Origin of the sequence: Caldicellulosiruptor kronotskyensis 2002 (genome assembly GCF_000166775.1) — a bacterium.
GTDB lineage: Bacteria > Bacillota > Thermoanaerobacteria > Caldicellulosiruptorales > Caldicellulosiruptoraceae > Caldicellulosiruptor > Caldicellulosiruptor kronotskyensis.
Map to the genome: position 1 here is coordinate 693743 of NC_014720.1, position 25555 is coordinate 719297.

At 35.5% G+C, this 25555-nt stretch carries 14 protein-coding genes, 2 pseudogenes and 1 riboswitch; of the genes and pseudogenes, 15 read left to right on the forward strand and 1 reads right to left on the reverse strand.

Going from position 1 to position 25555, the window contains the following annotated elements; all coding sequences use genetic code 11:
- Nucleotides 1-23: 23 nt before the first annotated feature.
- The 15 genes and pseudogenes from CALKRO_RS02845 (at nt 24) to CALKRO_RS02915 (ending at nt 25115) form a co-directional block, all read left to right on the forward strand.
- Complete coding sequence (locus CALKRO_RS02845) at nt 24-1193, forward strand: iron-containing alcohol dehydrogenase (RefSeq protein ID WP_013429608.1); 1170 nt, start codon at nt 24-26, stop codon at nt 1191-1193.
- Nucleotides 1194-1209: 16 nt separating this feature from the next.
- The gene (locus CALKRO_RS02850) at nt 1210-2715 is read left to right on the forward strand and encodes a xylulokinase (RefSeq protein ID WP_013429609.1); all 1506 of its coding nucleotides are present in this window, start codon (nt 1210-1212) and stop codon (nt 2713-2715) included.
- 19 nt (nt 2716-2734) lie between these two features.
- A complete protein-coding gene (locus tag CALKRO_RS02855; protein ID WP_013429610.1) occupies nt 2735-4024 on the forward strand; it encodes a class II D-tagatose-bisphosphate aldolase non-catalytic subunit in 1290 nt (429 codons plus the stop codon).
- Between the two features lie 249 nt (nt 4025-4273).
- Nucleotides 4274-5326, forward strand: a complete 1053-nt coding sequence (locus CALKRO_RS02860; RefSeq protein ID WP_013429611.1) for an IS30 family transposase — start codon at nt 4274-4276, stop codon at nt 5324-5326.
- A 132-nt stretch (nt 5327-5458) separates the two neighbouring features.
- Nucleotides 5459-5626: riboswitch (M-box (ykoK) riboswitch) on the forward strand.
- A gap of 364 nt (nt 5627-5990) precedes the next feature.
- A complete protein-coding gene (gene mgtA, locus CALKRO_RS02870; RefSeq protein ID WP_013429612.1) occupies nt 5991-8678 on the forward strand; it encodes a magnesium-translocating P-type ATPase in 2688 nt (895 codons plus the stop codon).
- Nucleotides 8679-9101: 423 nt separating this feature from the next.
- Nucleotides 9102-10153, forward strand: a pseudogene (locus tag CALKRO_RS02875) (IS30 family transposase).
- 216 nt (nt 10154-10369) lie between these two features.
- A complete protein-coding gene (locus CALKRO_RS13485) occupies nt 10370-10594 on the forward strand; it encodes a hypothetical protein (protein WP_148222753.1) in 225 nt (74 codons plus the stop codon).
- A 189-nt stretch (nt 10595-10783) separates the two neighbouring features.
- Complete coding sequence (locus CALKRO_RS02880) at nt 10784-11668, forward strand: ABC transporter permease (protein ID WP_237699120.1); 885 nt, start codon at nt 10784-10786, stop codon at nt 11666-11668.
- Between the two features lie 24 nt (nt 11669-11692).
- Nucleotides 11693-12574, forward strand: a complete 882-nt coding sequence (locus tag CALKRO_RS02885) for a carbohydrate ABC transporter permease (RefSeq protein ID WP_013429615.1) — start codon at nt 11693-11695, stop codon at nt 12572-12574.
- A gap of 185 nt (nt 12575-12759) precedes the next feature.
- A complete protein-coding gene (locus CALKRO_RS02890) occupies nt 12760-14442 on the forward strand; it encodes a type 2 periplasmic-binding domain-containing protein (RefSeq protein ID WP_013429616.1) in 1683 nt (560 codons plus the stop codon).
- A gap of 67 nt (nt 14443-14509) precedes the next feature.
- Nucleotides 14510-16789 carry a glycoside hydrolase family 31 protein gene (locus CALKRO_RS02895; protein ID WP_013429617.1) on the forward strand — a complete coding sequence of 760 codons (2280 nt, stop codon included), beginning with the start codon at nt 14510-14512 and terminating at the stop codon, nt 16787-16789.
- Nucleotides 16790-16816: 27 nt separating this feature from the next.
- A complete protein-coding gene (locus CALKRO_RS02900) occupies nt 16817-18262 on the forward strand; it encodes a GH39 family glycosyl hydrolase (protein ID WP_013429618.1) in 1446 nt (481 codons plus the stop codon).
- 49 nt (nt 18263-18311) lie between these two features.
- The gene (locus CALKRO_RS02905) at nt 18312-20570 is read left to right on the forward strand and encodes a glycoside hydrolase family 95 protein (RefSeq protein WP_013429619.1); all 2259 of its coding nucleotides are present in this window, start codon (nt 18312-18314) and stop codon (nt 20568-20570) included.
- Between the two features lie 115 nt (nt 20571-20685).
- Nucleotides 20686-23046, forward strand: a complete 2361-nt coding sequence (locus CALKRO_RS02910) for a glycoside hydrolase family 95 protein (RefSeq protein ID WP_013429620.1) — start codon at nt 20686-20688, stop codon at nt 23044-23046.
- A gap of 302 nt (nt 23047-23348) precedes the next feature.
- Entirely contained in the window at nt 23349-25115 is a 1767-nt protein-coding gene (locus tag CALKRO_RS02915; protein WP_013429621.1) for a beta-L-arabinofuranosidase domain-containing protein, read from the forward strand.
- On the opposite strand, the pseudogene CALKRO_RS13800 reads toward CALKRO_RS02915, so the two are convergent.
- A pseudogene (locus tag CALKRO_RS13800) lies at nt 25097-25322 on the reverse strand (ISNCY family transposase); the annotation flags it as partial. The gene CALKRO_RS02915 and the pseudogene CALKRO_RS13800 sit on opposite strands and share 19 nt — an antisense overlap.
- Between the last annotated feature and the right edge of the window lie 233 nt (nt 25323-25555).

Consider the following 25555-nt stretch of genomic DNA (forward strand, 5'->3'; position numbering starts at 1 on the left):
AATTATATAAGGAGGAATATAAAATGGTCAAAAGCTTTAATTACTATCAGCCCACCAGAATAATATTTGGAGTGGGCAGACGAAAAGAACTTGGCATTTGGGCGAAACGTTTTGGGAAAAAGGTTTTAGTTGTTGTTGACCCGAATGTAGAAAAGTTTTTGTCTCAGCAGTATCAAGAGATGTTAGATAGCCTTCATTCCGAAGGTATTGAAACCATTGTATTTGATCATGTTATTCCAAATCCCACACTTGACTCAATCCAAGAAGGTGCAGAGGTAGCAAAAAGAGAGAAAGTTGATTTTGTAATAGGCATTGGTGGGGGAAGTTCAATTGACACAGCAAAAGCAATAGCAGTTGCAGCAACCCATGAAGGAAGTGCATGGGATTATCTTTATTTTAAAAAAGAACCTACAGAAAAAACACTGCCTATAATTGGAGTTCCAACAACAGCAGGAACAGGTACGCAAACATCAAGAGTCTCTGTATTGACAAACACAGAAGAAAAGTGCAAATCAGCAATTGCAAGTGACAATATAATATGCAAGGTTGCAATCGTAGATCCAGAGCTTACTTTAACTGTTCCTCCTGCTGTCACTGCATCAACAGGGTTTGATGTGTTTACACATTGCTTTGAGTCATACATAAATGTAAATAATCAGCCATATGTAGATATGTTGGCACTTGAGGCAATTGGAATTGTGATTAAATATTTGAGAAAAGCTTATGACAATCCAGGTGACCTTGGGGCAAGAACAAAGATGGCCTGGGCAGATACTTTAGCAGGATGTTGTTTAGCAAATGTTGGGACGACAATTCCACATGCTTTAGGTCAGGCAATTGGCGGTCATTTCCCGCATGTAAGTCATGGTCAGAGCTTGGCAGTGGTTTACCCTGCGTTTTTAGATTATACAGTGGACTGGGCTATAGAAAGGTTTGCAAAAGTGGCAAGAATGTTTAATCCTGAGCTTGAGAAAGTATCTGACAAAGAAGCAGCCTATGCTTTGAAACAGGAAATTGTTTCATTTTTAAAATCAATCAACCTGTATTACACAATGGAGGATTTTGGAATAAAGAAAGAGGATGTTAAGGATTTGGTAAAACATGCGATAGAATTTCCTGATAACAGGGTAAATCCAAGAGTTCCTGACGAAAAGGATCTTGAAGAGCTTTATTTAAAATCGTTTAGAGACTAAAAAGGAGTAAGCGGGTATGAGAGAATTGCTTTTGGGTATAGATATCGGAACCTCTGCCTGTAAACTAAGCGTATTTGATAGAGAAGGGAATGTCATTTTTGATACTTCAAAACCATATAATATTTACTTTCCTCAAGAAGGCTTTGTAGAACAGGATCCTAATGAATGGTGGGATGCTGTTGTCAACGCAATTAATGAGATGTTTGCAAAAAATAATATCAGACCAGATGAAATAAAATCAATAGGAATTGCAGGACAAAGTTGGTCCTGCATTCCTGTTGACAAAAATGGGAATGTCTTATCTAATACACCAATTTGGATGGACACTCGCTCATCTTCTATTTTAGAAAATATCTGTGATAGAATTGATGAGAAATATATTTTTGAGGTAAGCAAAAATCCTCTCAATCCCACATATTCAACACTCAAGATTTTATGGTTCAAAGAAAACAAACCTGATGTTTATAAAAATACCTATAAGTTTTTACAGAGCAACAGCTTTATTGTTTTTAAACTCACAAATTCTTTTTCACAGGACTTATCGCAAGGGTATGGATATCATTTCTTCAATATGGAAAAAGGCTGCTATGATGAAAAAGCTGCTGATATGTTTAAAATTGAACTTGAACTTTTGCCACAAATCTATCCATGTCACGAAGTAGTAGGGTATGTATCAAAAAAAGCTGCAAGTATAACAGGGTTGAAGGAAGGTACACCTGTTGTTGCAGGGGGATTAGATGCAGCTTGTTGCACCTTAGGTGCTGGTGTTATTGAAGTGGGGCAAACGCAAGAACAAGGTGGGCAAGCAGGTGGCATGAGTATATGCCTTGACAGACCAGTTTCAAATCCAAAGCTTATCTTATCATACCATGTTGTACCGGGAAGATGGCTTTTCCAAGGTGGAACTGTTGGTGGTGGAAGCTTAAGATGGTTTTATGAGCAGTTTGGCTATGAAGAAGCAGAAACTGCAAAAAGAGAAGGTAAAAGTCCATTTACTATCATGGATGAAAAAGCAGAACGAATTCCTTGTGGTTCAGAAGGACTTATATTCTTGCCATATATGGCAGGGGAGAGGTCTCCTATTTGGGACAGAAACGCAAAGGGCATTTTCTATGGTGTGAGTTATAAAAAAACAAAGGCTCATTTTATAAGGTCCATTATGGAAGGATGTGCATATGCGCTGAGACATAATTTAGAAGTTGCAGAAAAGAATGGTGTTAAAATTGATAGACTTTATGCTGTTGGAGGAGCAGCAAATAGCAAACTATGGTGTCAGATAAAATCTGATGTAACAGGCAAAATCATTGAGGTGCCAGTCTCGGATAATGCAACAACCCTTGGTGCAGCAATATTAGCAGGATATGGCGTAGGGATGTTTAAAGATATCTCTAATACTATAAAAGAAATAGTAAAATCGAAGGCAATTTATTTACCATCTTTTGATAATTACAAGCTTTATTCAAGGTATTATGAACAGTATTTAGAGATCTATGAAAGATTAAAGGAAATAATGAGTAGATGAAAAAAGAGGCGAATTTCAAATGAGTCCTCAAAATCCATTGATTGGTTTATTTAAGAATAGAGAAAAAGAGTTTAAGGGTATTATTTCAGTTTGTTCTTCAAATGAAATAGTCTTAGAAGCAGTTTTAAAAAGAATGAAAGATACAAACCTACCAATTATTATTGAAGCCACAGCGAACCAGGTAAATCAATTTGGCGGGTATTCTGGGTTGACACCGTCTCAGTTCAAAGAACGAGTTATAAAAATTGCTCAAAAAGTTGATTTTCCACTTGAGAGAATAATTCTTGGTGGGGACCATCTTGGACCATTTGTGTGGCGTGACCAGGAACCAGAAATTGCTATGGAGTATGCTAAGCAAATGATAAAAGAATACATAAAAGCAGGTTTTACCAAAATTCACATCGACACGAGTATGCCTTTAAAAGGGGAGAACAGCATAGATGATGAAATAATTGCTAAAAGAACTGCTGTGCTCTGCAGGATTGCGGAGGAGTGTTTTGAGAAGATTTCTATAAACAATCCCTATATTACAAGGCCAGTTTATGTGATAGGAGCTGATGTGCCACCTCCCGGCGGAGAGTCTTCTATTTGTCAAACAATTACTACTAAAGATGAATTAGAAAGAAGTTTAGAATATTTCAAAGAAGCATTTAAAAAGGAAGGAATTGAGCATGTATTCGATTATGTAGTTGCTGTTGTTGCAAATTTTGGAGTTGAATTTGGGAGCGATGAAATTGTTGATTTTGATATGGAAAAAGTAAAGCCGCTAAAAGAACTTTTGGCAAAGTACAATATAGTATTTGAAGGCCATTCTACAGATTATCAAACAAAAGAAAACTTAAAAAGAATGGTCGAATGTGGTATTGCAATTTTAAAGGTTGGTCCTGCTCTAACATTTACATTGCGCGAAGCGTTAGTAGCACTTAGTCATATTGAAGAAGAAATTTATAGCAATGAAAAGGAGAAACTGTCAAGATTTAGAGAAGTTTTATTGAATACTATGCTAACATGCAAAGATCACTGGAGTAAATATTTTGATGAGAATGATAAGTTAATTAAGTCAAAGCTCCTATATAGCTATCTTGACAGATGGAGATACTATTTTGAAAACGAGAGTGTGAAAAGTGCTGTTTATTCTCTTATTGGAAATTTAGAGAATGTTAAAATTCCACCTTGGCTTGTAAGTCAGTATTTTCCTTCTCAGTACCAAAAGATGAGAAAAAAAGATTTAAAAAACGGTGCTGCCGACCTAATATTGGATAAAATAGGGGAAGTCATTGACCATTATGTTTATGCGGTAAAAGAATAAAAAGGGTGTGTATTTTATAATTCAAACAATAATAAACATCGATAGATTTCACGCTTTTAGGTAATTCCACAGAGTAAGTGTTGATTATTCATATAAATAGCGTTATAATAGAATTGCAAATAGAATTTTTTCATAACAAATTGGTTAATTGTAAAATTAAATGCGACACCAAAAAATAGTTGAACCATAGCATGAAACCCGATATGATGTTGGTTGGCAAAAAACTAACACATATGGAGGGTTTCAGCTATGGTTCTTACTCAAGAGTATACCACATTACCTCGTACTTTTAAACACCTTACACCTTATGAAAGAGGTAAAATTTGCGCTCTTTTAAAAGAAGGGTTCTCACCAACTCAAATCGCTAAAAAACTTGGCCGTCATCGCAGCACCATTTACCGCGAAATAAAACGTGGCACCACAACTCAACGCCGTACAGATCTAACTACGTATGAAGCATACTTCCCAGAAACTGGCCAGGCGATATATGAGAAGAACCGCTCTTTCTGTGGCCGAAAAAGTAAGATCCTCCAAGTTGAATCCTTCCTCCAATATGCTGAGCAAAAGATACTTCAAGACAAATGGTCCCCTGATGCTGTTGTAGGAGCTGCTCGGCGAGAAAAACTCTTTGACCCTTCGTCCATGGTTTGCACCAAAACCCTATACAACTATATCGACCGCTGCTTGCTTAAAGTCCGCAATATAGACCTTTTCATAAAAACCAGACGTAAACCCAAGAAGAATTCTTTGAGAAAACACAAGCGCCTTTTCGGCAAGAGTATTAGCGAGCGGCCTGATAGCATTGAAAAGCGTGAGGAGTTCGGCCATTGGGAAATCGACACTGTTCTGGGAAGACGCTCTAATGATCATGTTCTGCTGACCCTAACGGAAAGAAAAACTCGCTATCACCTGCTCCTCCCATTGGCAAGCAAAACTGCTGAGGCAGTGGATGAAGCGTTAAAGCAGCTAAAAAGCCAGTATGGTCTTATGTTTTCTCGGGTGTTTAAGAGCATCACTGCGGATAACGGTAGTGAGTTTGCCAATTTAAATGTCCATGGGATTGATATTTACTATGCTCACCCTTACTCTGCCTGGGAACGAGCCACTAATGAGCGGCACAATGGTCTAGTCAGGCGGTTGATTCCTAAGGGAACAGCTATCAGTGAATTGTCACTTTCACAAATTGAGCGGGCGCAGAATTGGTGTAATACCTTGCCAAGAAAAATCCTTGGTTACCGCCAGCCAGCAGAGCTCTTTTTCAGGGAAATAGAACGGCTAACTTCTGAGTTTCAAAATTCATGATTTCGAAATCCAACATCATTCGGGTTTCCAAAAAATGTGTCGCATTTAATATTGCAATTTAAGTTGTAAAAAATTTTTCAAGATAGATTGACAGATTGTAAATAGAAGAATATAATGTAGAAGGACACAAGTTAATACAATCGTTAGGTGAGGCTCCTATACAGATATACGCTGCTGCTCGGAAACATCGAGAGATGCTAACGGGTCAACAAGTATTATCGAATTAAGGTTTTACTTAATGCAGCTGGAGGATGCTCCAAAGCTGTATAGTGCCAAAGCTCAACAAAGTGAAATGTTTAAAAACCTCTTTCATTCGTTGAGAGGTTTTTTAACTTGCGAAAAAACGGAGGTGAGAAGAATGGACGGTGGAGGTAGTAGTAAAAGCTATAAAGGTATATGTAATATGACATTGAAGAAGGATGGGCATAGTTTGAGGCCACGTCCATTCTTCTCACACGTGGCCTTTTCAATAAATTTTGCTATTTCTTAAAATGCCTATTTATCCCTTCTTTTAATGTCCTATTACATATACCTCCAAAACAATTCCTTTTAATTCCATCGTCTAAGTGCGAAAGTTTTTCACAAAAAAACAAATACTGTAACTGTAAGATTGCAAAAGACTCAGCAGCCTTAGCCTATTATTGTGTTTTGGAGGTGTATGGAAATGATCAAAATCGCAAAGAAAAATGGATTCACAGATACGATACTTACCCAATTAATTGAGTTTGCGAAAAAAGATGTAGATGAAGTTTTGGCACAATTAGGCACAGACAGAGAAGGTTTGACTTCTGAGGAAGCAGAAGATAGACTTGAAATGTATGGGTTAAATGAAGTAGCCCATGAAAAACCAGCTCCTTGGTATATTCAATTGATTAAAGCTTTTATCAATCCCTTCATAGGTATATTGGTATTTTTGGTAATTATGTCATATATAACTGATGTACTTTTTACTGCACCTCAAGACAGAGATTGGAGCACCATAATTATTATCTCTATAATGGTAACGGTTAGTGGACTGCTTCGCTTTGTTCAAGAGTACCGCTCCAATATAGAAGCGGAAAAATTGAAAGCCCTTGTTCACATGACTGCTGCAGTTATTCGCAAAGATACAGGTGAGAGAGAAATAAAAATGGAAGAAATAGTACCTGGTGATATAATACATTTGACAGCAGGAGATATGGTACCTGCGGATGTTAGGGTTATTACTTCTAAGGACTTATTTATAGACCAAGCAACTTTGACTGGAGAATCCGAACCTGTGGAGAAATATCCAGATTTAAAAGAAGAAAAAAGAAAAGCTAAGGATTTAAATCTCTCAGATTTAGAAAATATATGCTTTATGGGTACCAATGTAGTGAGCGGCTCTGCTATCGCCGTGGTCCTTTCAACAGGTGACCGTACTTATTTTGGTTCAATGGCAAAGTCCCTTGTAGGGCATAGGGCAATGACAAGTTTTGAAAAGGGTATTAACAATGTCAGCAAAGTGCTTATCAAGTTTATGGCAGTTATGTTTCCAATTGTTTTTGTGATAAATGGCCTTACAAAGGGTAATTGGTTGGATGCATTGCTTTTTGCCTTGGCTGTAGCTGTAGGGCTTACTCCTGAAATGCTTCCAATGATAGTCACTACAAACCTTGCTAAAGGTGCTGTGACAATGGCAAAACATAAGACAATTGTCAAGAGATTAGATGCTATTCAAAATTTCGGAGCAATGGATATACTTTGTACTGATAAGACTGGCACTTTGACATTAAACAAAATAGTTGTAGAAAAACATCTTGATATACATGGAAATGAAGATGACAGAGTTTTAAGACATGCATATCTTAACAGTTATTATCAAACAGGTCTGAGGAACTTGATGGATGTAGCCATTTTAGAGTATGGAGCTGAAAAAGGCTTTAATGGTTTAGATAAAATATACAAAAAAGTTGATGAGATACCCTTTGATTTTGTAAGACGAAGAATGTCTGTAGTTTTAGAGAGCGAAGGTGGGAAAAGGCAGCTTGTAACGAAAGGCGCCGTTGAAGAAGTGCTTTCCATCTGCGAATACGCTGAGTACAAAGGTGAAGTAGTTACTTTGACAGATGAAATACGCCAAGAAGTAAGAGAAATGGTAAGAAAATTAAATGAAGACGGAATGAGGGTGCTTGCCGTAGCTCAAAAAAATGATGTTCCACCAGAGGGAGTTTTCAGTGTAGCGGATGAAAGTAAGATGGTTCTCATGGGTTTTATAGGTTTTCTAGACCCGCCAAAAGAATCTGCACCTTATGCGATAAAAGCCTTAAAAGAACATGGAGTAGATGTAAAAATTCTCACTGGTGACAATGAAATAGTGACAAAGAAAATCTGTAAAGAAGTGGGGATTGCTGTAGAGAATATTCTATTAGGAAATGAAATAGAGAATATGACAGATGAAGAATTAGCAGAAGTAGCAGAAAAGACGACAATTTTTGCAAAACTTTCTCCTATGCAAAAATCGAGAATAATAAAGGCCTTACAAAGCAAAGGCCACATTGTTGGATATATGGGGGACGGAATTAATGATGCGTCTGCATTAAGAGAAGCCGATGTTGGAATTTCTGTTGACTCTGCAGTAGATATTGCAAAAGAATCAGCAGATATAATACTTTTAGAAAAAAGTCTTACGGTATTAGAAGAGGGAGTTGTAGAAGGACGCAGAATTTTTGGAAATATTATGAAATACATTGCAATTACATCGAGTTCTAATTTTGGTAATGTATTTTCAGTTTTAGTAGCAAGTGCATTTTTGCCTTTTTTGCCAATGCAGCCATTGCAACTTCTTTTCCTTAATTTAACTTATGATTTGTCAATGACATCAGTGCCTTGGGATACAATGGATAAAGAGTATATACAAAAGCCAAGAAAATGGGATGCTGCAAATATAGGCAATTTCATGGTATGGTTTGGACCTACTAGTTCAATTTTTGATATAACCACTTATGCTTTGATGTTTTTTGTAATTGGTCCGTTGGTTATAGGTGGCTCTTACTTCTTGTTGCCTGAAGCACTTAAACTCCAATTTGTTTCACTTTTCCAAACAGGCTGGTTTGTGGAAAGTTTATGGACACAAACAATGGTAGTTCACATGCTTAGGACCGAAAAGATTCCTTTTATACAAAGCATTGCTTCATGGCCATTATTACTTTTTACCTCAGCAGCTGTTTCAGTAGGAACGATTGTGCCATTTACTTCTTTTGGAGCTAAACTTGGGATGACGCCTCTACCAGCAATATACTTCTTGTTCTTGGCAGCTACGCTTCTTGCATACTTGACTTTGGCGCAATACGTTAAAACGAGATTTGTAAAAAAATTTGGAAGTTTGCTGTAACATTTTTGGACAATGGATACAGACAAGTAAAAATATATTAAAACATGAGCAGGAGAAATCCTGCTCTTTTTAATACAACACATTATAAGATTGAAATATTACAACAATGTTACAAAATATAAAATTTTGGTAAACAAAGGAGGAATTTATATTAATATGTAGAAGTAGTAAAATAGGAGGGATAATATGGGGGAGGTCATAAGATTTGAGACACATAAAGACTTTTTGAACAATCTTGGGGGAGATGTTTAAAAAGGGGATTAATGCCAGATAAAAGGTTAATGGTGTTGAATAATGTAAAAATTGCTGAAGATAGCGAAAAAGATTCACTAATTAAAGCTTTTCACAAAATAGTTGAACCATAGCATGAAACCCGATATGATGTTGGTTGGCAAAAAACTAACACATATGGAGGTTTCAGCTATGGTTCTTACTCAAGAGTATACCACATTACCTCGTACTTTTAAACACCTTACACCTTATGAAAGAGGTAAAATTTGCGCTCTTTTAAAAGAAGGGTTCTCACCAACTCAAATCGCTAAAAACTTGGCCGTCATCGCAGCACCATTTACCGCGAAATAAAACGTGGCACCACAACTCAACGCCGTACAGATCTAACTACGTATGAAGCATACTTCCCAGAAACTGGCCAGGCGATATATGAGAAGAACCGCTCTTTCTGTGGCCGAAAAAGTAAGATCCTCCAAGTTGAATCCTTCCTCCAATATGCTGAGCAAAAGATACTTCAAGACAAATGGTCCCCTGATGCTGTTGTAGGAGCTGCTCGGCGAGAAAAACTCTTTGACCCTTCGTCCATGGTTTGCACCAAAACCCTATACAACTATATCGACCGCTGCTTGCTTAAAGTCCGCAATATAGACCTTTTCATAAAAACCAGACGTAAACCCAAGAAGAATTCTTTGAGAAAACACAAGCGCCTTTTCGGCAAGAGTATTAGCGAGCGGCCTGATAGCATTGAAAAGCGTGAGGAGTTCGGCCATTGGGAAATCGACACTGTTCTGGGAAGACGCTCTAATGATCATGTTCTGCTGACCCTAACGGAAAGAAAAACTCGCTATCACCTGCTCCTCCCATTGGCAAGCAAAACTGCTGAGGCAGTGGATGAAGCGTTAAAGCAGCTAAAAAGCCAGTATGGTCTTATGTTTTCTCGGGTGTTTAAGAGCATCACTGCGGATAACGGTAGTGAGTTTGCCAATTTAAATGTCCATGGGATTGATATTTACTATGCTCACCCTTACTCTGCCTGGGAACGAGCCACTAATGAGCGGCACAATGGTCTAGTCAGGCGGTTGATTCCTAAGGGAACAGCTATCAGTGAATTGTCACTTTCACAAATTGAGCGGGCGCAGAATTGGTGTAATACCTTGCCAAGAAAAATCCTTGGTTACCGCCAGCCAGCAGAGCTCTTTTTCAGGGAAATAGAACGGCTAACTTCTGAGTTTCAAAATTCATGATTTCGAAATCCAACATCATTCGGGTTTCCAAAAAATGTGTCGCATTTAATATTGCAATTTAAGTTTCATAACAAATTATAAATTATGCTTGACTTTTAGAAGATGATGAATTATAATTTTAGCAAAGAGAAAAATAGTATGTGTATGCTAAATATAAAACGTTTCATGAGTGTGACATACATCTCGGGCAGTTAGAAAGAATGAGATTTAAAAAAAGTGAGTCTAAAAAGATTTTTCATGCAGTTCCTCAGCAGCTCAAGCAAACATGACATCAAATTTCTAAAAATACCTTATGAAAGGGTTTTAAATATGCAAAATAAAAGGGATGAATACACAATTAACTTTGGCGAAAAACGTTTCGTTGAAGACTATCCCAAGGTTGGAGTTAGATCTACTATAGATGGTAGATATGGTGGTGTAAGAGAATCATTAGAGGAATAATAAGGAGAACAAAAAATGATTGTTATTTGCAAAATAGTACAAAGGTATTGAACAAAAATAAAATGTTTTATTGAGAAGTTAAATAATAAACCAACTATATTGCAAATGAAAGGAGATATAATTATGGAATCTTCAATCAATAATAATAAGGGAATTAATTGGAAGAATATATGGGCTCAACGTTATATTATGATATTAGTATTACCTGTAGTCTTATGGATGATAATTTTTAATTATTTACCAATGCTAGGTTTAATTATAGCTTTTAAAGAATATGATCCTTTTTTAGGTCCTTTGAAAGGATTTTTAGAAAGTAGATGGGTAGGAATAGATAATTTTAAAGAAATGTTTATGGACAAATATTTTTGGCAGGCGTTCTGGAATACAATTTATTATAGTGTATTGAATTTAATTGTTGGTTTCCCGTTTGCAATTTTATTTGCTATTTTACTAAATGAAATACAAAGTATGTGGTATAAAAGATTTGTCCAGACAGTTAGTTATTTGCCGTACTTCATTTCTTGGGTTTTTGTGATTGGTTATATTTATATTATCTTGGCTGATAATGGCATTGTAAATGATATATTGCTTAAACTTCATATAATTGACAAGCCGATACCATTTCTTGTAACACCTGACTTTGTTCCACCTATAGTAGTGTTGAGTAATTTATGGAAGTCATTTGGTTGGAATGCAATAATATTTATTGCAGCTATTACAAATATAGATCCAACATTGTTTGAAGCTGCAATAGTTGATGGAGCGGGCCGATTTGCAAGAATAAGGTATGTTACTTTACCATCAATAAAACCTACTATCATTATATTACTGATATTCAACATTGCAGGAATAATGACTAATTATGGAATGTTTGAACAAATGTATCTTTTGTCAAATGGAGCAATTCAAGATGCTACTGAGATTATTGATACTTATACATTTAAGATAGGTATTGTTTTATCTAGATTTTCATATGCTACAGCAGTAGGGTTATTTAGATCAGTGGCTGCAGTTGTTTTGTTAGTTTGTGCTAATTCAATATCAAAAAAGCTTACGGGCGAAAGTTTGTATTAATAGATGCAGTAAGGAGGAGTAAAGGTGAGAATTAGAAGAAGAAGTACTGGCGATATTGTTTTCGACATTTTAAACAATTTGTTTATGCTTATAATAGTAATAATTACATTATATCCATTTTATTACATTATAATTTCTTCTTTTAACGATCCTATAGATTTATTAAAAGGTCCTGTATATTTATGGCCTAGAAAATTTTCAGTGGTCAATTACATATATATTTTTCAAGAGAAGGCTATTTTAAATGCGACGTTTATAACAGTTGCAAGAACAGTAATAGGAAGTGCAACAGCTGTATTATTTACTGCTGCATTTGCATATGGTATTTCAAGGAAATGGTTAATAGGAAGAAAGTTATTTATAAAAATGGCGATAGTCACTATGTACTTCAGTGGAGGATTAATTCCTACATATTTACTTATAACACGTTTTTTAAATTTAGCAGGTAACTTTCTTGTTTTTATTATTCCTAATTTGTTCAATGCTTATAATGCGTTTATTATGTATTCATTTTTCAAAGGGATACCTGTCGAAATAGAAGAATCTGCCAAGATAGATGGGGCAAATGATATTATAATCTTTTTTAAATTGATTCTTCCTCTAAGTTTACCCATACTTGCTACAATTGCTTTGTTTAATGGTGTATGGCATTGGAATTCTTGGTTTGATGCGTTGTTATACGGAGAAGGAAAATTAGAAACATTACCATTATATTTAGTTAGGGCTATTCAGTCAGCTACTGCAAGTGCAGCAGAAGCTGGGAGATTTGTTTCGACAACAGGTATAACATCCACATCTATAAGACTGACTACTATGGTAGTTACTACATTTCCTATAACAATAGTTTATCCATTTCTTCAGAAGTATTTTGTCAAAGGTATAATGATAGGTGCTTTGAAGGATTAAATTTTGGTTTATTTGTAGTTTGTTAATTCTGATTAAGGAGGTGATTATAAATATGTGGCTAAACGATTCATCTTGATTCGAAGGTTTATTAATTAAAGGTTTAATGTTTGTTTCAGTATTTGGGAAAAGGCTAAATGATAAAATTTAAAAATTAACAATTTCAGAGAAAAAAGGAGGATGAAAAAATGAAAAATAAGTATTGCAAATTGATATCAATAATTCTGGTTTTCGCTTTAATAGTTTCTTTAGTCTCCATTGGATATGTTTATAAATATGAGGTTAAAGCTGCTTCATCTAATAAAACAACAAAGAATATAAAGGTAAAATATTCTTGGCAAAAAGATACCTCGCCTTTTAAATTTGATTTGTATTTTTTTGGTGCATGGGGTTCGTTTTATCGTTGGAATGGAACGTTAGTAGAAAAATGGATCACAGAAGCAACTGGTGTTACACCAAATATAATTGTTCCAACGGGTGATGAAAAACAGTATCTTAATGTTATGATCGCTTCTAATAATTTGCCTGATGCTATGGTTCTTGAATGGTATGCTCCAGAAACAAAAAGACTGATTAAGGCAGGAAAAATTTATTCGGTAAACGAATTATGTCAAAAATATGCACCAGAATTTTGGGATATGATACCAAAAGAAGTAAAAGAATATCACAAATTTGATGATGGTAAGCTTTATTATATTCCATCGTTCTTCACTACCAAAGAAGAGTATGAACAAGGTTTAGAAAAGCATAACGCAAGACCATTGTTTATTCAAAGAGGAATATATAAAGCTTTAGGAAATCCAAAAATTAATTCAACAGATGATTTTCTTAATTTACTGAGAACAATAAAGAAAAAGTATCCCAATTTAAAACCATTTGCAATAGAACCACCAGTTGATGTTAATCAGTGGGGACTTACAGGAAGCTTAACTTTAGCATTTTTTGCAGGTATTTTTGCTCCAGAAACATATGGTAGAGACATCTATCTAGATTCAAAAGGAAATATAAAATTTATTTTTGAAAATCAGAATTTTGTTGAGGCTGTAAGATTCTTGAATAAGATTTATAGAGAAGGGTTAATAACATCATACGAATTGATGATGAAGCATGAAAATTATCAAGATTTAGTAGAATCAGCTCAATACGCTGTTATAGCTCGATTCCCAATTGATATTTGGAAGCAGCACAATCCCAAAATTTTGAAACTTACCAAAGATGAAGGTAGGACATATATGCCATTGCCGTATTTTAAATATAAGGGTAAGAATCCTCAGTTTGCAGGTGGTAGAGGAGCAGGTTGGGTTGGTTCTATGGTTACAAAAAATGCTAAAAATCCGGGAAGGATAATACGATATTTTGAATATAGTTGGAGCGATGAAGGACAATTGACAAATCTGTTTGGTAAAAAAGATGTGACATATTATATCGATAAAAATGGAATGCCGAGATACAAACCAGAAGTATTAAAAGAATTACAGGAAAAACCAGAAACTTTAGATACTAAATATGGATTTGAGAGAAGATTGCTAATGTGGAGATCAAAATGGGCAGGATGGCAAAGAATAGCAATGGCACCCAAGGAATATGAAGATTACTTAAGATCAGTTGCACGTTATGGTGTAGATATTTGGAATCTAGGTCTTGATAATCTTGACCCGGATCCAACTACTAAAGAAGGAGTTTTTTATGCGAAAATCAAAAACATATGGAACAAATATCTTGTACAGATGGTATTAGCTAAAGATGATAATACTTTTAAGAAGGCTTATGAAAGTGCATTGAAAGAAATGAAGAATGCAGGCTTAGAGCAGGTAAGAAAAGTTATGTACCAAAACCATTTAAAAGATTTGGCTAAGAAAAAAGGTATGTAATTTGTAATTAAGCAGGGGTTTAAAGCCCCTGCTTAATTTTAAAAAATATCGAGGAGGCGTAGAAGAGGTGAAACAAAAAAATTCTTTTAAGTATGACATGTTAGATTTTGATTTACCTGAAGCCAAAAATGATATTTTATGGATTGCTGAAATGGCTGAAGAAGTATATGAGCAAAGTGATGGTTCTGTGATTATAAAAATACCTTTTCAAGCTCAAAAGAAAGAAGTGTTTGTTCCAGACAATAGTAAAGAAAAGAAATATTATTATATGGAAGTAAAAGCATATGATGATGCAATTGTAAGGTGTTCTATTTCTTTTGGTGGAAAGTTTATGGAAGACAATAATAATCCTATGATAGAATGGGCCCCATCGTTAAAGCAAGAAAAACTTTATGTAATAAAAAATAAGAATGGATGGGATATAGTAGATGATAATAAAGTTGTAAGAATGAAAGTAAATAATATTAAGAAACCAGTAAGAAAATGGAGTAATTTACATCCTGAACCACAATATTTTTTTAATGCAAAAATATTTCCTGACGGAATAATAGCTGTATCTTTTTTGGCTAACGATACATTTACGCCAGGTATTGTTGAATCTGTGAGTTTAGGATATGTAGAACATGATGGAAAAGCAGATAGGTGTGTTTTTGCGCTTCACTCAGAATATAATGAAAAATTTGCTGGAACAGGGGAGCGATTTGCTCCTATGAATCTTGCAGGAAAAACAATAATTTTAGAAAATAATGATGCTTTAGGAGTTAATAATCGGAGAGCATATAAAAATGTTCCGTTTTATATATCGAGTAAAGGTTATGGGTTACTTATAATGACCTCTGCTCATGTAAGACTTTCATTAGCTGATATATCAACAAGAGCAGTACAAGCCTTAATAGAGGATGATGTATTGGATTTATTTTTTATAGGTGGAGGGGAACCAGAAAGAATTATTTACAATTATAGAAGAATTACTGGTTTTCCTCGAAAGGTTCCTGCTTGGTCTTATGGAATATGGATGAGTAGAATGTCTTATTTTTCTGCTGAAGAGACTTTAGATGTTGCGAAAAAATTGAGAGAAAATGGATTTCCTTGTGATGTGATTCATTTAGATACTGGATGGTTTAAGAAAGATTGGCAGTGTGATTGGGAATTTGATGAAGAGAGGTTTCCAAATCCTCAGGAGTATATTAAGAACATGCATAAAATGGGTTTCAAAATTTCTGTTTGGCAGCTTCCTCAAGTTGCGGCTGAAACAAAACATTATAATGTAGCAATAGAAAATAAGTTTATTTCTCGAATAACAAAAATGTCTGAAGAGAGCACATCTAATTTTGGAGATGTAGAATATAGAGGAGTAATTGATTTTACAAATCCAAAAGCAGTTAAGTGGTATCAAAATTTATTGAAAAACTTATTTGATTTAGGTGTAGATGTTATTAAAACGGATTTTGGCGAAAATATAGATATGAATGCGGAATATTTTTCAATGGAACCAAAGAAGTTACATAATATTTACTCGTTACTTTATCAAAAGGCAGCTTTTGAAATCACAGAAGAAGTTAAAGGAAAAGGACAAGCAATTATATGGGCAAGAGCAGGCTGGATAGGATGTCAACGATATCCAGTTCATTGGGGTGGTGATAGTAGTAGTACATGGGATGGTTTGGCGGCTACAATTCGAGGTGGTTTACATCTTGGAGTATCAGGATTTGGTTTTTGGAGTCATGATGTTCCTGGATTTCACGGCCTTCCAGATTTTATGAATAATTGGCCGGATGATGATATTTATGTTCGCTGGACTCAGGTTGCAGTATTTACTTCTCATATTCGATATCACGGGACTTCACCACGAGAACCCTATAATTATCCTAATGTATCAGATATTATTAGAGAATGGTGGAAATTACGTTATGCATTAATACCATATTTTGTTGAGCAGGGAGAAAAAGTTACAAAGACAGGTTATCCATTTATAAGAGCGTTGCTTATTCATCATCCTGATGATGAATATTGTTGGTACATTGATGATGAATTTTATTGCGGTGATATTTTCTTAGTAGCGCCGATAATAAATTCTGCTGGAAAAAGAAACATTTATTTGCCCAAAGGAAATTGGATAGATTTTTGGTCAGGAGAATTTATTAAAGGTCCTATTTTACTAAAAGATGTTTATTTCCCACTAGAAAGAATACCTATATATTGTGTTGCTGGTTCTGAACTTAAAGTATATCCATATGTAGTACAACATACGGGTGAAATAGAATTCGATAAAACAAAAATAATAGTTTTTGATCATACGTATAGAGGTTTTTCTAAATCAATACTTGGAAAAATAATAAATTTATAAAACTAAATAAAAACAGGAGGGGAATAGATGGAAATAACAATTTTCCTTCAGCAAAAACTAGGAAAAGTGAATAAATTCTGGACAAAATGTGTTGGGAGCTGTCACGCTGCAACTGCACTGAGAGAAGATTGGAGAAATCAGTTAAGAAAGTGCAGGCAGGAGATTGGGTTTGAATATGTTAGATTTCATGGCTGGCTTAATGATGATATGAGTGTTTGTTTTAGAAATGATGAAGGCAAGCTGTGGTTCTCATTTTTCAACATCGATTCTATAATTGACTTTTTATTGGATATTGGGATGAAACCTTTCATAGAACTGAGCTTTATGCCTGAAGCATTAGCGTCCGGGACAAAGACAGTTTTTCATTACAAAGGCAATATAACTCCACCAAAATCATATGAAGAGTGGGGACAGCTTGTTGAGGAGCTTGCAAGACATCTTGTTAAAAGATACGGCAAAAATGAAGTAAGGGAATGGTTTTTTGAAGTATGGAATGAACCAAATTTAAAAGACTTTTTCTGGGCAGGGACAATGGAAGAGTATTTTGAGCTATACAAACATGCGGCATTTGCAATCAAGAAAGTGGATTCTGAACTAAAAGTGGGAGGACCGGCTTCAGCAATAGATGCATGGATACCAGAGCTTAAAGATTTTTGTGCAAAAAACGGTGTGCCGATAGATTTTATTTCTACGCACCAGTATCCGACAGATTTAGCATTCAGCACAAGTTCAAACATGGAAGAGGCTATGGCAAAGGCAAAGAGAGGAGAACTGGCTGACAGGGTAAAGAAAGCTTTGAGTGAGGCATCACCATTGCCTGTTTATTATACTGAATGGAACAACTCGCCAAGTCCGCGAGATCCATACCATGACATTCCATATGATGCGGCATTTATTGTGAAGACCATAATAGATATTGTTGATTTGCCATTGGGCTGTTATTCATACTGGACGTTTACAGACATATTTGAGGAATGCGGGCAGAGTTCATTGCCTTTCCATGGAGGATTTGGACTTTTGAATATTCACGGTATACCAAAACCGTCATACAGAGCGTTTCAAATTTTGAATAAGCTAAGTGGAGAGAGGATTGAAATAAAAACAAAGGATGAGAGTGAGACTATTGATTGTATTGCTACAAGTAATGATGAGGAAATAGTGTTAATAGTTTCGAATCATAATGTTCCACTATCACCTATAAAAACTGAAAATATAAAGGTAGTAGTTGAAGGTCTAAAAAATTGTAATACAGTAATATTAGAAAGGATAGATGAATATAATGCAAATCCCAAGAGAAAGTGGGTTGAGATGGGCAGCCCCGGATATCTTACAAAAGAACAAATAGAAGAATTAATAAAAGTTTCAGAAATTAAAAAAGAACAAATTTCTTGTGAAAAAATAAGTGAAAAAGCAGTTAAATTTGAATTTGATATACTTCCACATTCAGTGGTGGCTATAACAATTAACTATTAAGTAAAAAATATACCGAATAGGTTCAAAAAATTTTTAAAGAGGTGTCATTATGAATTCGCAAAGCTTAAAAATAATTTTCGATAAACCTGCAAGCTGTTGGGAAGAGGCACTTCCAATAGGTAATGGAAGCTTGGGTGCTATGATTTATGGTGGAGTTGAATATGAAACCATCCAATTAAATGAAGAAAGTATTTGGTCATGTGGTCCTCGAAGAAGAGAAAATCCTGATGCTATAAAATATTTACCTGAGATACGAAAAAGCATTTTAGAAGGCAATATAAAAAGAGCTGAAGAGCTTTCTGTTTTTGCTCTTTCTGGGACACCTCATAGCCAAGGAAATTATGAACCGTTAGGGTACCTTGATATATATTTTGAAGGGATTGAGGCAGATAAAGTTGAAAGATATACCAGATATCTTGATATTTCAAATGCTACTTGTAAAGTTGAATTTGATGTAGATGATATCAGATATGAAAAGATTTACTTTTCTTCTTATCCAGATAAGGTAATTGTAGTAAAGATATGCTGTAACAAAAAAGGAGCACTCTTCTTGAGAGCAAAATTTAGACGTGAGTATCAAGAAGACATAGATAGGTGTGGAAGAGTAGATAATGATAAAATATTTATAGAATGCTCAGCTGGTAGTGGGAGAGGAGTTTCTTTTTCTGCTGTATTAAAGGCAGTGTCGAAAGATGGAGATGTTTATACAATTGGTGATAATTTGTTTGTAAAAGATGCAACTGAGGTTGTACTTTTAATTACTTCAACAACCAGCTACAAAGCGAAAGATTATTTTAACTGGTGTGTGAAAACGCTAGAACAAGCATCTAAACATGATTTTGAAGAACTATATAAGAGGCATACAGAAGATTACAAATCATTGTTTGACAGAGTTGAGTTTTATATCGATACAGAAAATACTAACAAACGTACTGAATTGACAACTCCAGAGAGGATTAACTTGTTAAAAGAAAGATATAAAGATGAAGAATTAATTGTACTTCTTTTTCAATTTGGAAGATATTTGCTAATATCAAGTAGCCGCCCAGGGTGTCTGCCACCAAATTTGCAGGGAATTTGGAATAAAGAGATGAAGCCACCTTGGGGCAGTAAGTATACAATAAATATTAATCTACAGATGAACTATTGGCCTGCTGAGGTTTGTAATCTTTCAGAATGTCATATGCCTTTATTTGATTTACTAGAGAAAATGTATGAAAACGGTAAGATTACTGCCCAGAGAATGTATGGATGTAGAGGATTCTGTGCGCATCATAACACAGATATTTGGGGAGATACTGCACCGCAGGATATTTACATCCCTGCAACATATTGGCCGATGGGGGCTGCCTGGCTTTGTCTTCATATATTGGATCATTATGAATACACAGGAGATTTAGATTTTCTAAAAAAATACTACTATTTAATGAGGGAAGCAGCGCTGTTTTTATTAGATTATCTCATTGAAGATAAAAACGGCTATCTTGTAACATGTCCTTCATGTTCACCAGAGAATAGCTATAAACTGAATGGCGATGTATATAGTATGACATATATGCCGACTATGGATATTCAAATAATTACCGCACTTTTTGATAAGATAAAAAAAGCCAATGATGTATTAAAATTGAATGATGAGATAGTTGAAAAAATAGAATATGCACTAAATAAACTTCCGCCGTTAAAAATAGGTAAATATGGGCAAATTCAAGAGTGGATAGAAGATTACGAAGAAGCAGAGCCGGGGCACAGGCACATTTCTCATTTGTTTGGACTCTATCCTGAGAATCAAATAACTTTTGAAAAAACACCACAGCTTTTTGAAGCTGCAAAGAAAACGCTGCAAAGGAGACTTGAACATGGTTCTGGACATACTGGTTGGAGCAGGGCTTGGATTATATGTTTCTGGGCAAGGCTTAAAGAAGGGAATAAAGCTTATGAAAATATTTTAGAACTTCTCAAAAAATCAACTTTGCCCAATTTGCTTGACAACCATCCACCGTTTCAAATTGATGGAAATTTTGGAACAACTGCTGGTATTGCAGAGATGATTATGCAGTCATGTGACGACACGATTGAACTTTTACCTGCACTTCCAAGTGATTGGAAAAGCGGATATATAAAAGGATTAAGAGCAAGAGGGGGACATATAATTGACATTTATTGGGAGAATGGCGTATTAAAGAAGGCAGAAATTATTCTGGGGTTTAGAGAAACTGTTGTTCTAAAATATAAGGGCAGTTATATTGAAATAAAAGGAAATATAGGAGAAGAAAAAGTTATCTCTTGTGATAATTTCTCTAAGTAAAGTAGCCAAAGTGGCAACTCAAAAATCTTTTAATAGTAAAAATAGTAAATGCTTGATTTAGTGCAGCTTTTGAAAAACAAAAATAAAAATAATGTATTGAGGAGGAACAATTTTAATGAAGCACCCTTATCATCTTTCCTTTTACAAACCGGCTAGTACATGGTACGAAGCACTTCCGCTGGGTAACGGTAGACTTGGTGCAATGGTTTATGGTCACACAGCTGTTGAGCGCATTCAACTAAATGATGACTCATTATGGTCTGGTACATTTATCGATCGCAACAACCCTTCGTTGAAAGAAAAGCTTCCAGAAATTCGAAGATTAGTGCTTGTAGGTGATTTGTATCACGCCGAGGAACTTATTATGCAATATATGGTAGGTACACCTGCTTCTATGAGACACTATACAACGTTAGGCGAATTGGACATTGCATTGAATCAACATTTGCCGTTTGCTACGGGATGGATTCCAAATAGCAATGGCTGTGAGGATTATTATTGTGATCTTGACCTTATGAATGGGATACTTAGTATCACTCATAGGCAGGCAGGTGTACGTTACTGTAGAGAAATGTTTGTTAGCTATCCTGCACAAGTTATGTGTATTCGTTTTGTAAGCGAAAAGCCGGGAACAATTAATATGGATATTATGTTAGACCGTACAGTTATATCTGATGAGACAGTTCCAGACGAACGTAGACCTGGACAACGAGTAAGAAGAGGGTGGCCGACAGTCAATGTCGATTTTATCCGTACTATGGATGAACGTACAATACTTATGCGTGGGAATGAAAGTGGAGTAGAGTTTGCTACTGCAGTACGGGTTGTATGTGATGGCAAACTTCAAAATCCTGTTTCTCAGCTGCTTGCACGGAATTGTGGAGAAGTGATATTGTATTTGGCATCATCAACTACTAATCGCTCAGAAGATCCTGTTTCAGAAGTATTCAGACTTCTTGACGCAGCAGAGAAGAAAGGTTATGTGGCTTTACGCGAGGAACATATAAATGATTTTTCAAATTTGATGTGGCGATGTGTACTGGATCTAGGCCCGTCACCAGATAAACCGACTGATGAAAGAATCGCAGCGCTTCGGGCGGGGGATAACGACCCTGCACTGGCAGCATTGTATTTCCAACTTGGTCGCTACCTTATTGTATCTGGTAGTCGCGAGGGAAGCGCACCGCTAAATTTGCAGGGAATATGGAATGCCGATTTCATGCCGATATGGGATAGCAAATATACTTTAAATATCAACTTGCAAATGAATTATTGGCCTGTGGAGATTTGTAACCTTTCTGAACTGCATATGCCTCTTATGGAATTGTTGGGAAAGATGCACGAAAAAGGACGAGAGACGGCACGTGTTATGTATGGTATGCGCGGTATGGTCTGTCACCATAACACAGATTTTTATGGTGACTGTGCACCGCAGGATCGATATATGGCTGCTACACCTTGGGTGATCGGTGGGGCATGGCTCGGTTTACATGTATGGGAACACTACTTGTTCACGAAAGATTTAAATTTTCTGCGAGAAATGTATCCAATTTTACGCGATATTGCAATGTTCTATGAAGATTTCTTGATCGAAGTAGATGGAAAGCTTGTGACATGTCCTTCAGTATCACCTGAAAATCGTTACATCTTACCAGATGGATATGATACGCCTATGTGCGTAAGTCCTGCAATGGACAATCAGATATTGCGCGAACTTTTTGCAGCTTGTATTGAGGCAGCAAATCTTTTAGGTGTGGACCAAGAATTAACCGAAAAATGGTTAGAAATTAGTCAGCGGTTACCTAAGGATAAAATTGGTTCGAAAGGTCAGTTACTTGAGTGGGATCAGGAATATCCTGAGCTCACACCGGGTATGGGTCATGTTTCTCACTTATTCGCTTGTTATCCTGGTAAGGGAATCAATTGGAGGGATACACCAGAATTAATGAATGCTGTAAGAAAATCGCTGGAACTTCGAATGGAACATGGTGCTGGCAAAAAGGGTTGGCCGTTGGCATGGTATATTAATATTTTTGCCCGGCTTTTGGATGGTGAAATGACAGATAAACTTATTCGTAGAATGCTTATTGATTCAACTGCTCGTAATTTACTGAATGCTACTCCAATCTTTCAGATAGACGGTAACCTGGGTGCTACAGCAGGTATAGCAGAATGTTTGTTACAAAGTCATATTGCGGTACATTTTCTTCCTGCATTGCCAGTTTCTTGGCAGGAAGGTAGTGTCAAAGGCTTACGCGCGCGTGGGGGACATGAAGTTGATATAAAATGGAAAGGGGGAAAACTTGTTGAGGCTGTTGTTACACCACAGTTTACTGGACCTATTGAAGTGGTTGGTGAATTACTGAAAGTAGAATGTGAGGGTTCATCAGTCCCGATAGTAAAAACACAAATTGGTTTTATGTTTTTTGCTGAAGGCGGTAAAGCGTATAAATTGACGCCAGTAAGTAACACTTAATAATAACTTATGAAAAGATAGAGCCATATCATCTATTCTTTACCACAACATAAAAAAGTAGAGTGGAATTAATATCTGCATTATATTAAAAAGTGGAAAATGATAGTAATAAAAAATTAAAAAAATAAAAAAAACACTTCTGTACATATATTTGTTAATTGATAGGCACCTGCCGCGATGTGGTAGAGCGAAACGATAGGAGTAATATAAAGAACTACATTGTTTATATTTCGATAATAAAATTTAAAGAAAACAAGAAATATTTTGAGAAAATCAAAAAAAGATGAAAAGGGGAGAAAGTTATGAAGGGACATGGTCAAATTTTAATTCCTTTAAAAGCATCTCTTCTCAATGAGAGTGAATTTTACAGAAGATTTGAGATAAATAGGAACTACATGCTTTCTCTAAAAACTGAAAACTTACTTCAGAATTTCTACTTGGAATCTGGATTAGTAAGCTGGAGTTTTTTGCCACAAGATATTCATGGTGGTTGGGAGTCACCAACATGCCAATTAAGAGGGCATTTTTTGGGACATTGGTTATCAGCAGCAGCAAAAATATATGCAAATTTTGGAGATGAAGAGATAAAAGGAAAGGCAGATTATATTATTAATGAATTAGAGAAATGCCAAAGAGAAAATGGTGGAGAATGGGTAGGTTCCATTCCAGAAAAATATTTTGAGTGGATGGCACGCGGAAAGTATGTATGGGCACCACACTATACTGTCCATAAAACCTTTATGGGACTTGTAGATATGTATAAGTATGCGTCAAATCAAAAAGCATTAGAAATAGCAGATAAATGGGCTAATTGGTTTTATAGATGGAGTGGACAATTTTCACGGGAAAAGATGGACGATATTCTCGATTATGAAACTGGTGGTATGCTTGAGATTTGGGCAGAACTATATGATATAACAAAAGACAGTAAATATAAAGATTTAATGGAACGTTATTACAGAGGTCGCTTATTTGACAGATTATTAATGGGTGAAGATGTATTAACAGGTAAACATGCAAATACTACTATACCAGAGATACATGGAGCGGCGAGAGTATGGGAAATTACAGGAGAAGAAAAGTTTAGAAAAATAGTTGAATCTTATTGGAAGGAAGCAGTGGATGAACGGGGGTATTTTTGCACGGGTGGGCAGACATTAGGAGAAGTTTGGACACCTAAGCAAAAAATAAAAAATTATCTTGGAACAACAAATCAAGAGCATTGTGTAGTTTATAATATGATACGCTTGGCTGAATTTCTGTTTAGATGGACAGGGGATAAGAGATATAGCGATTATATAGAAAGAAATATTTATAATGGATTGTTTGCTCAACAGAGGCTAAAAGATGGAATGGTCACATATTATCTTCCGCTAATGCCAGGTAGTCAAAAGAGATGGGGAACACCAACAAATGATTTTTGGTGTTGTCATGGGACGTTGGTGCAAGCACATACTATTTACAATGATCTAATCTATTACAAGAGCCAAAATGGGATAGTAATAAGCCAGTTTATACCTTCTTCTGTAACTTGGAAAGATGACAAAGGAAACGACATTACAATAACTCAATACTTTGAAAGAAAACATGGAAGTTTTGCCTATACAGCAGAAAAGGATGAAATATATATAGAGATTCAATGTAAGAGTCCTGTAGAATTTGAGCTTGCAATAAGAAAACCTTGGTGGGCTAAGAAAGTAGAAATAGAAATAAACGGAAACTCATATTATGCTGCTGACGATTCTCCATACATCCAATTAACGCAAAGATGGAACAATGAGAAGATAAAGATTACTTTCTACAAAGCAGTTGAGACTTGTTCGATGCCAGATGATCCGCAGCAAGTAGCTTTCATGATAGGTCCTGTTGTATTAGCAGGACTTTGTGAAAGGAGAAGGAAGATCTATATTGGTGAAAGAAAGATAGAAGAGATAATTGTACCAATTGATAAAAGAGGTTATGGACCGTTATTATATACAACTCAAGGTCAGATTGAGGATATATTCTTTTTACCACTTTGTTACATTGATCAAGAAAAATATACCGTATACTTTTTAATTGATGAATAGGCCAAACACAACATGAATACTGTGCTTAGGATTTTGTCAAAAGAAAGTTCAGGATTAGCTTTTTGATGTATTTTTCAAGAAAGATTGAATGAATTTAGGGTTGTTTTCACGGACCTGTGGGGCGATGCCAGTTGTATCAAAGATTAAGGTTGAAGCAAGTTCAGGAGATTGTTAGAGAAAAATATTGTGTACATGGATTGAGATATTATTGAGCGTTTCTGCAAAAGGCTAATAAAACAATTCTAATAGGCGTTTGCAAAATGGGTGGTGATTGAAGGTAAGAGATGCCAATACTAACATGAAATACAATCAAGATACAAAAAGAAAAGCAAAATGATAACCAAATATTATCAATACCAACAAGATTAATCAGCAACAAACATATGACGAAAATTAACAACTTTAAAAAAGACAATAGTACCCTAAACCTTCTAAACTTC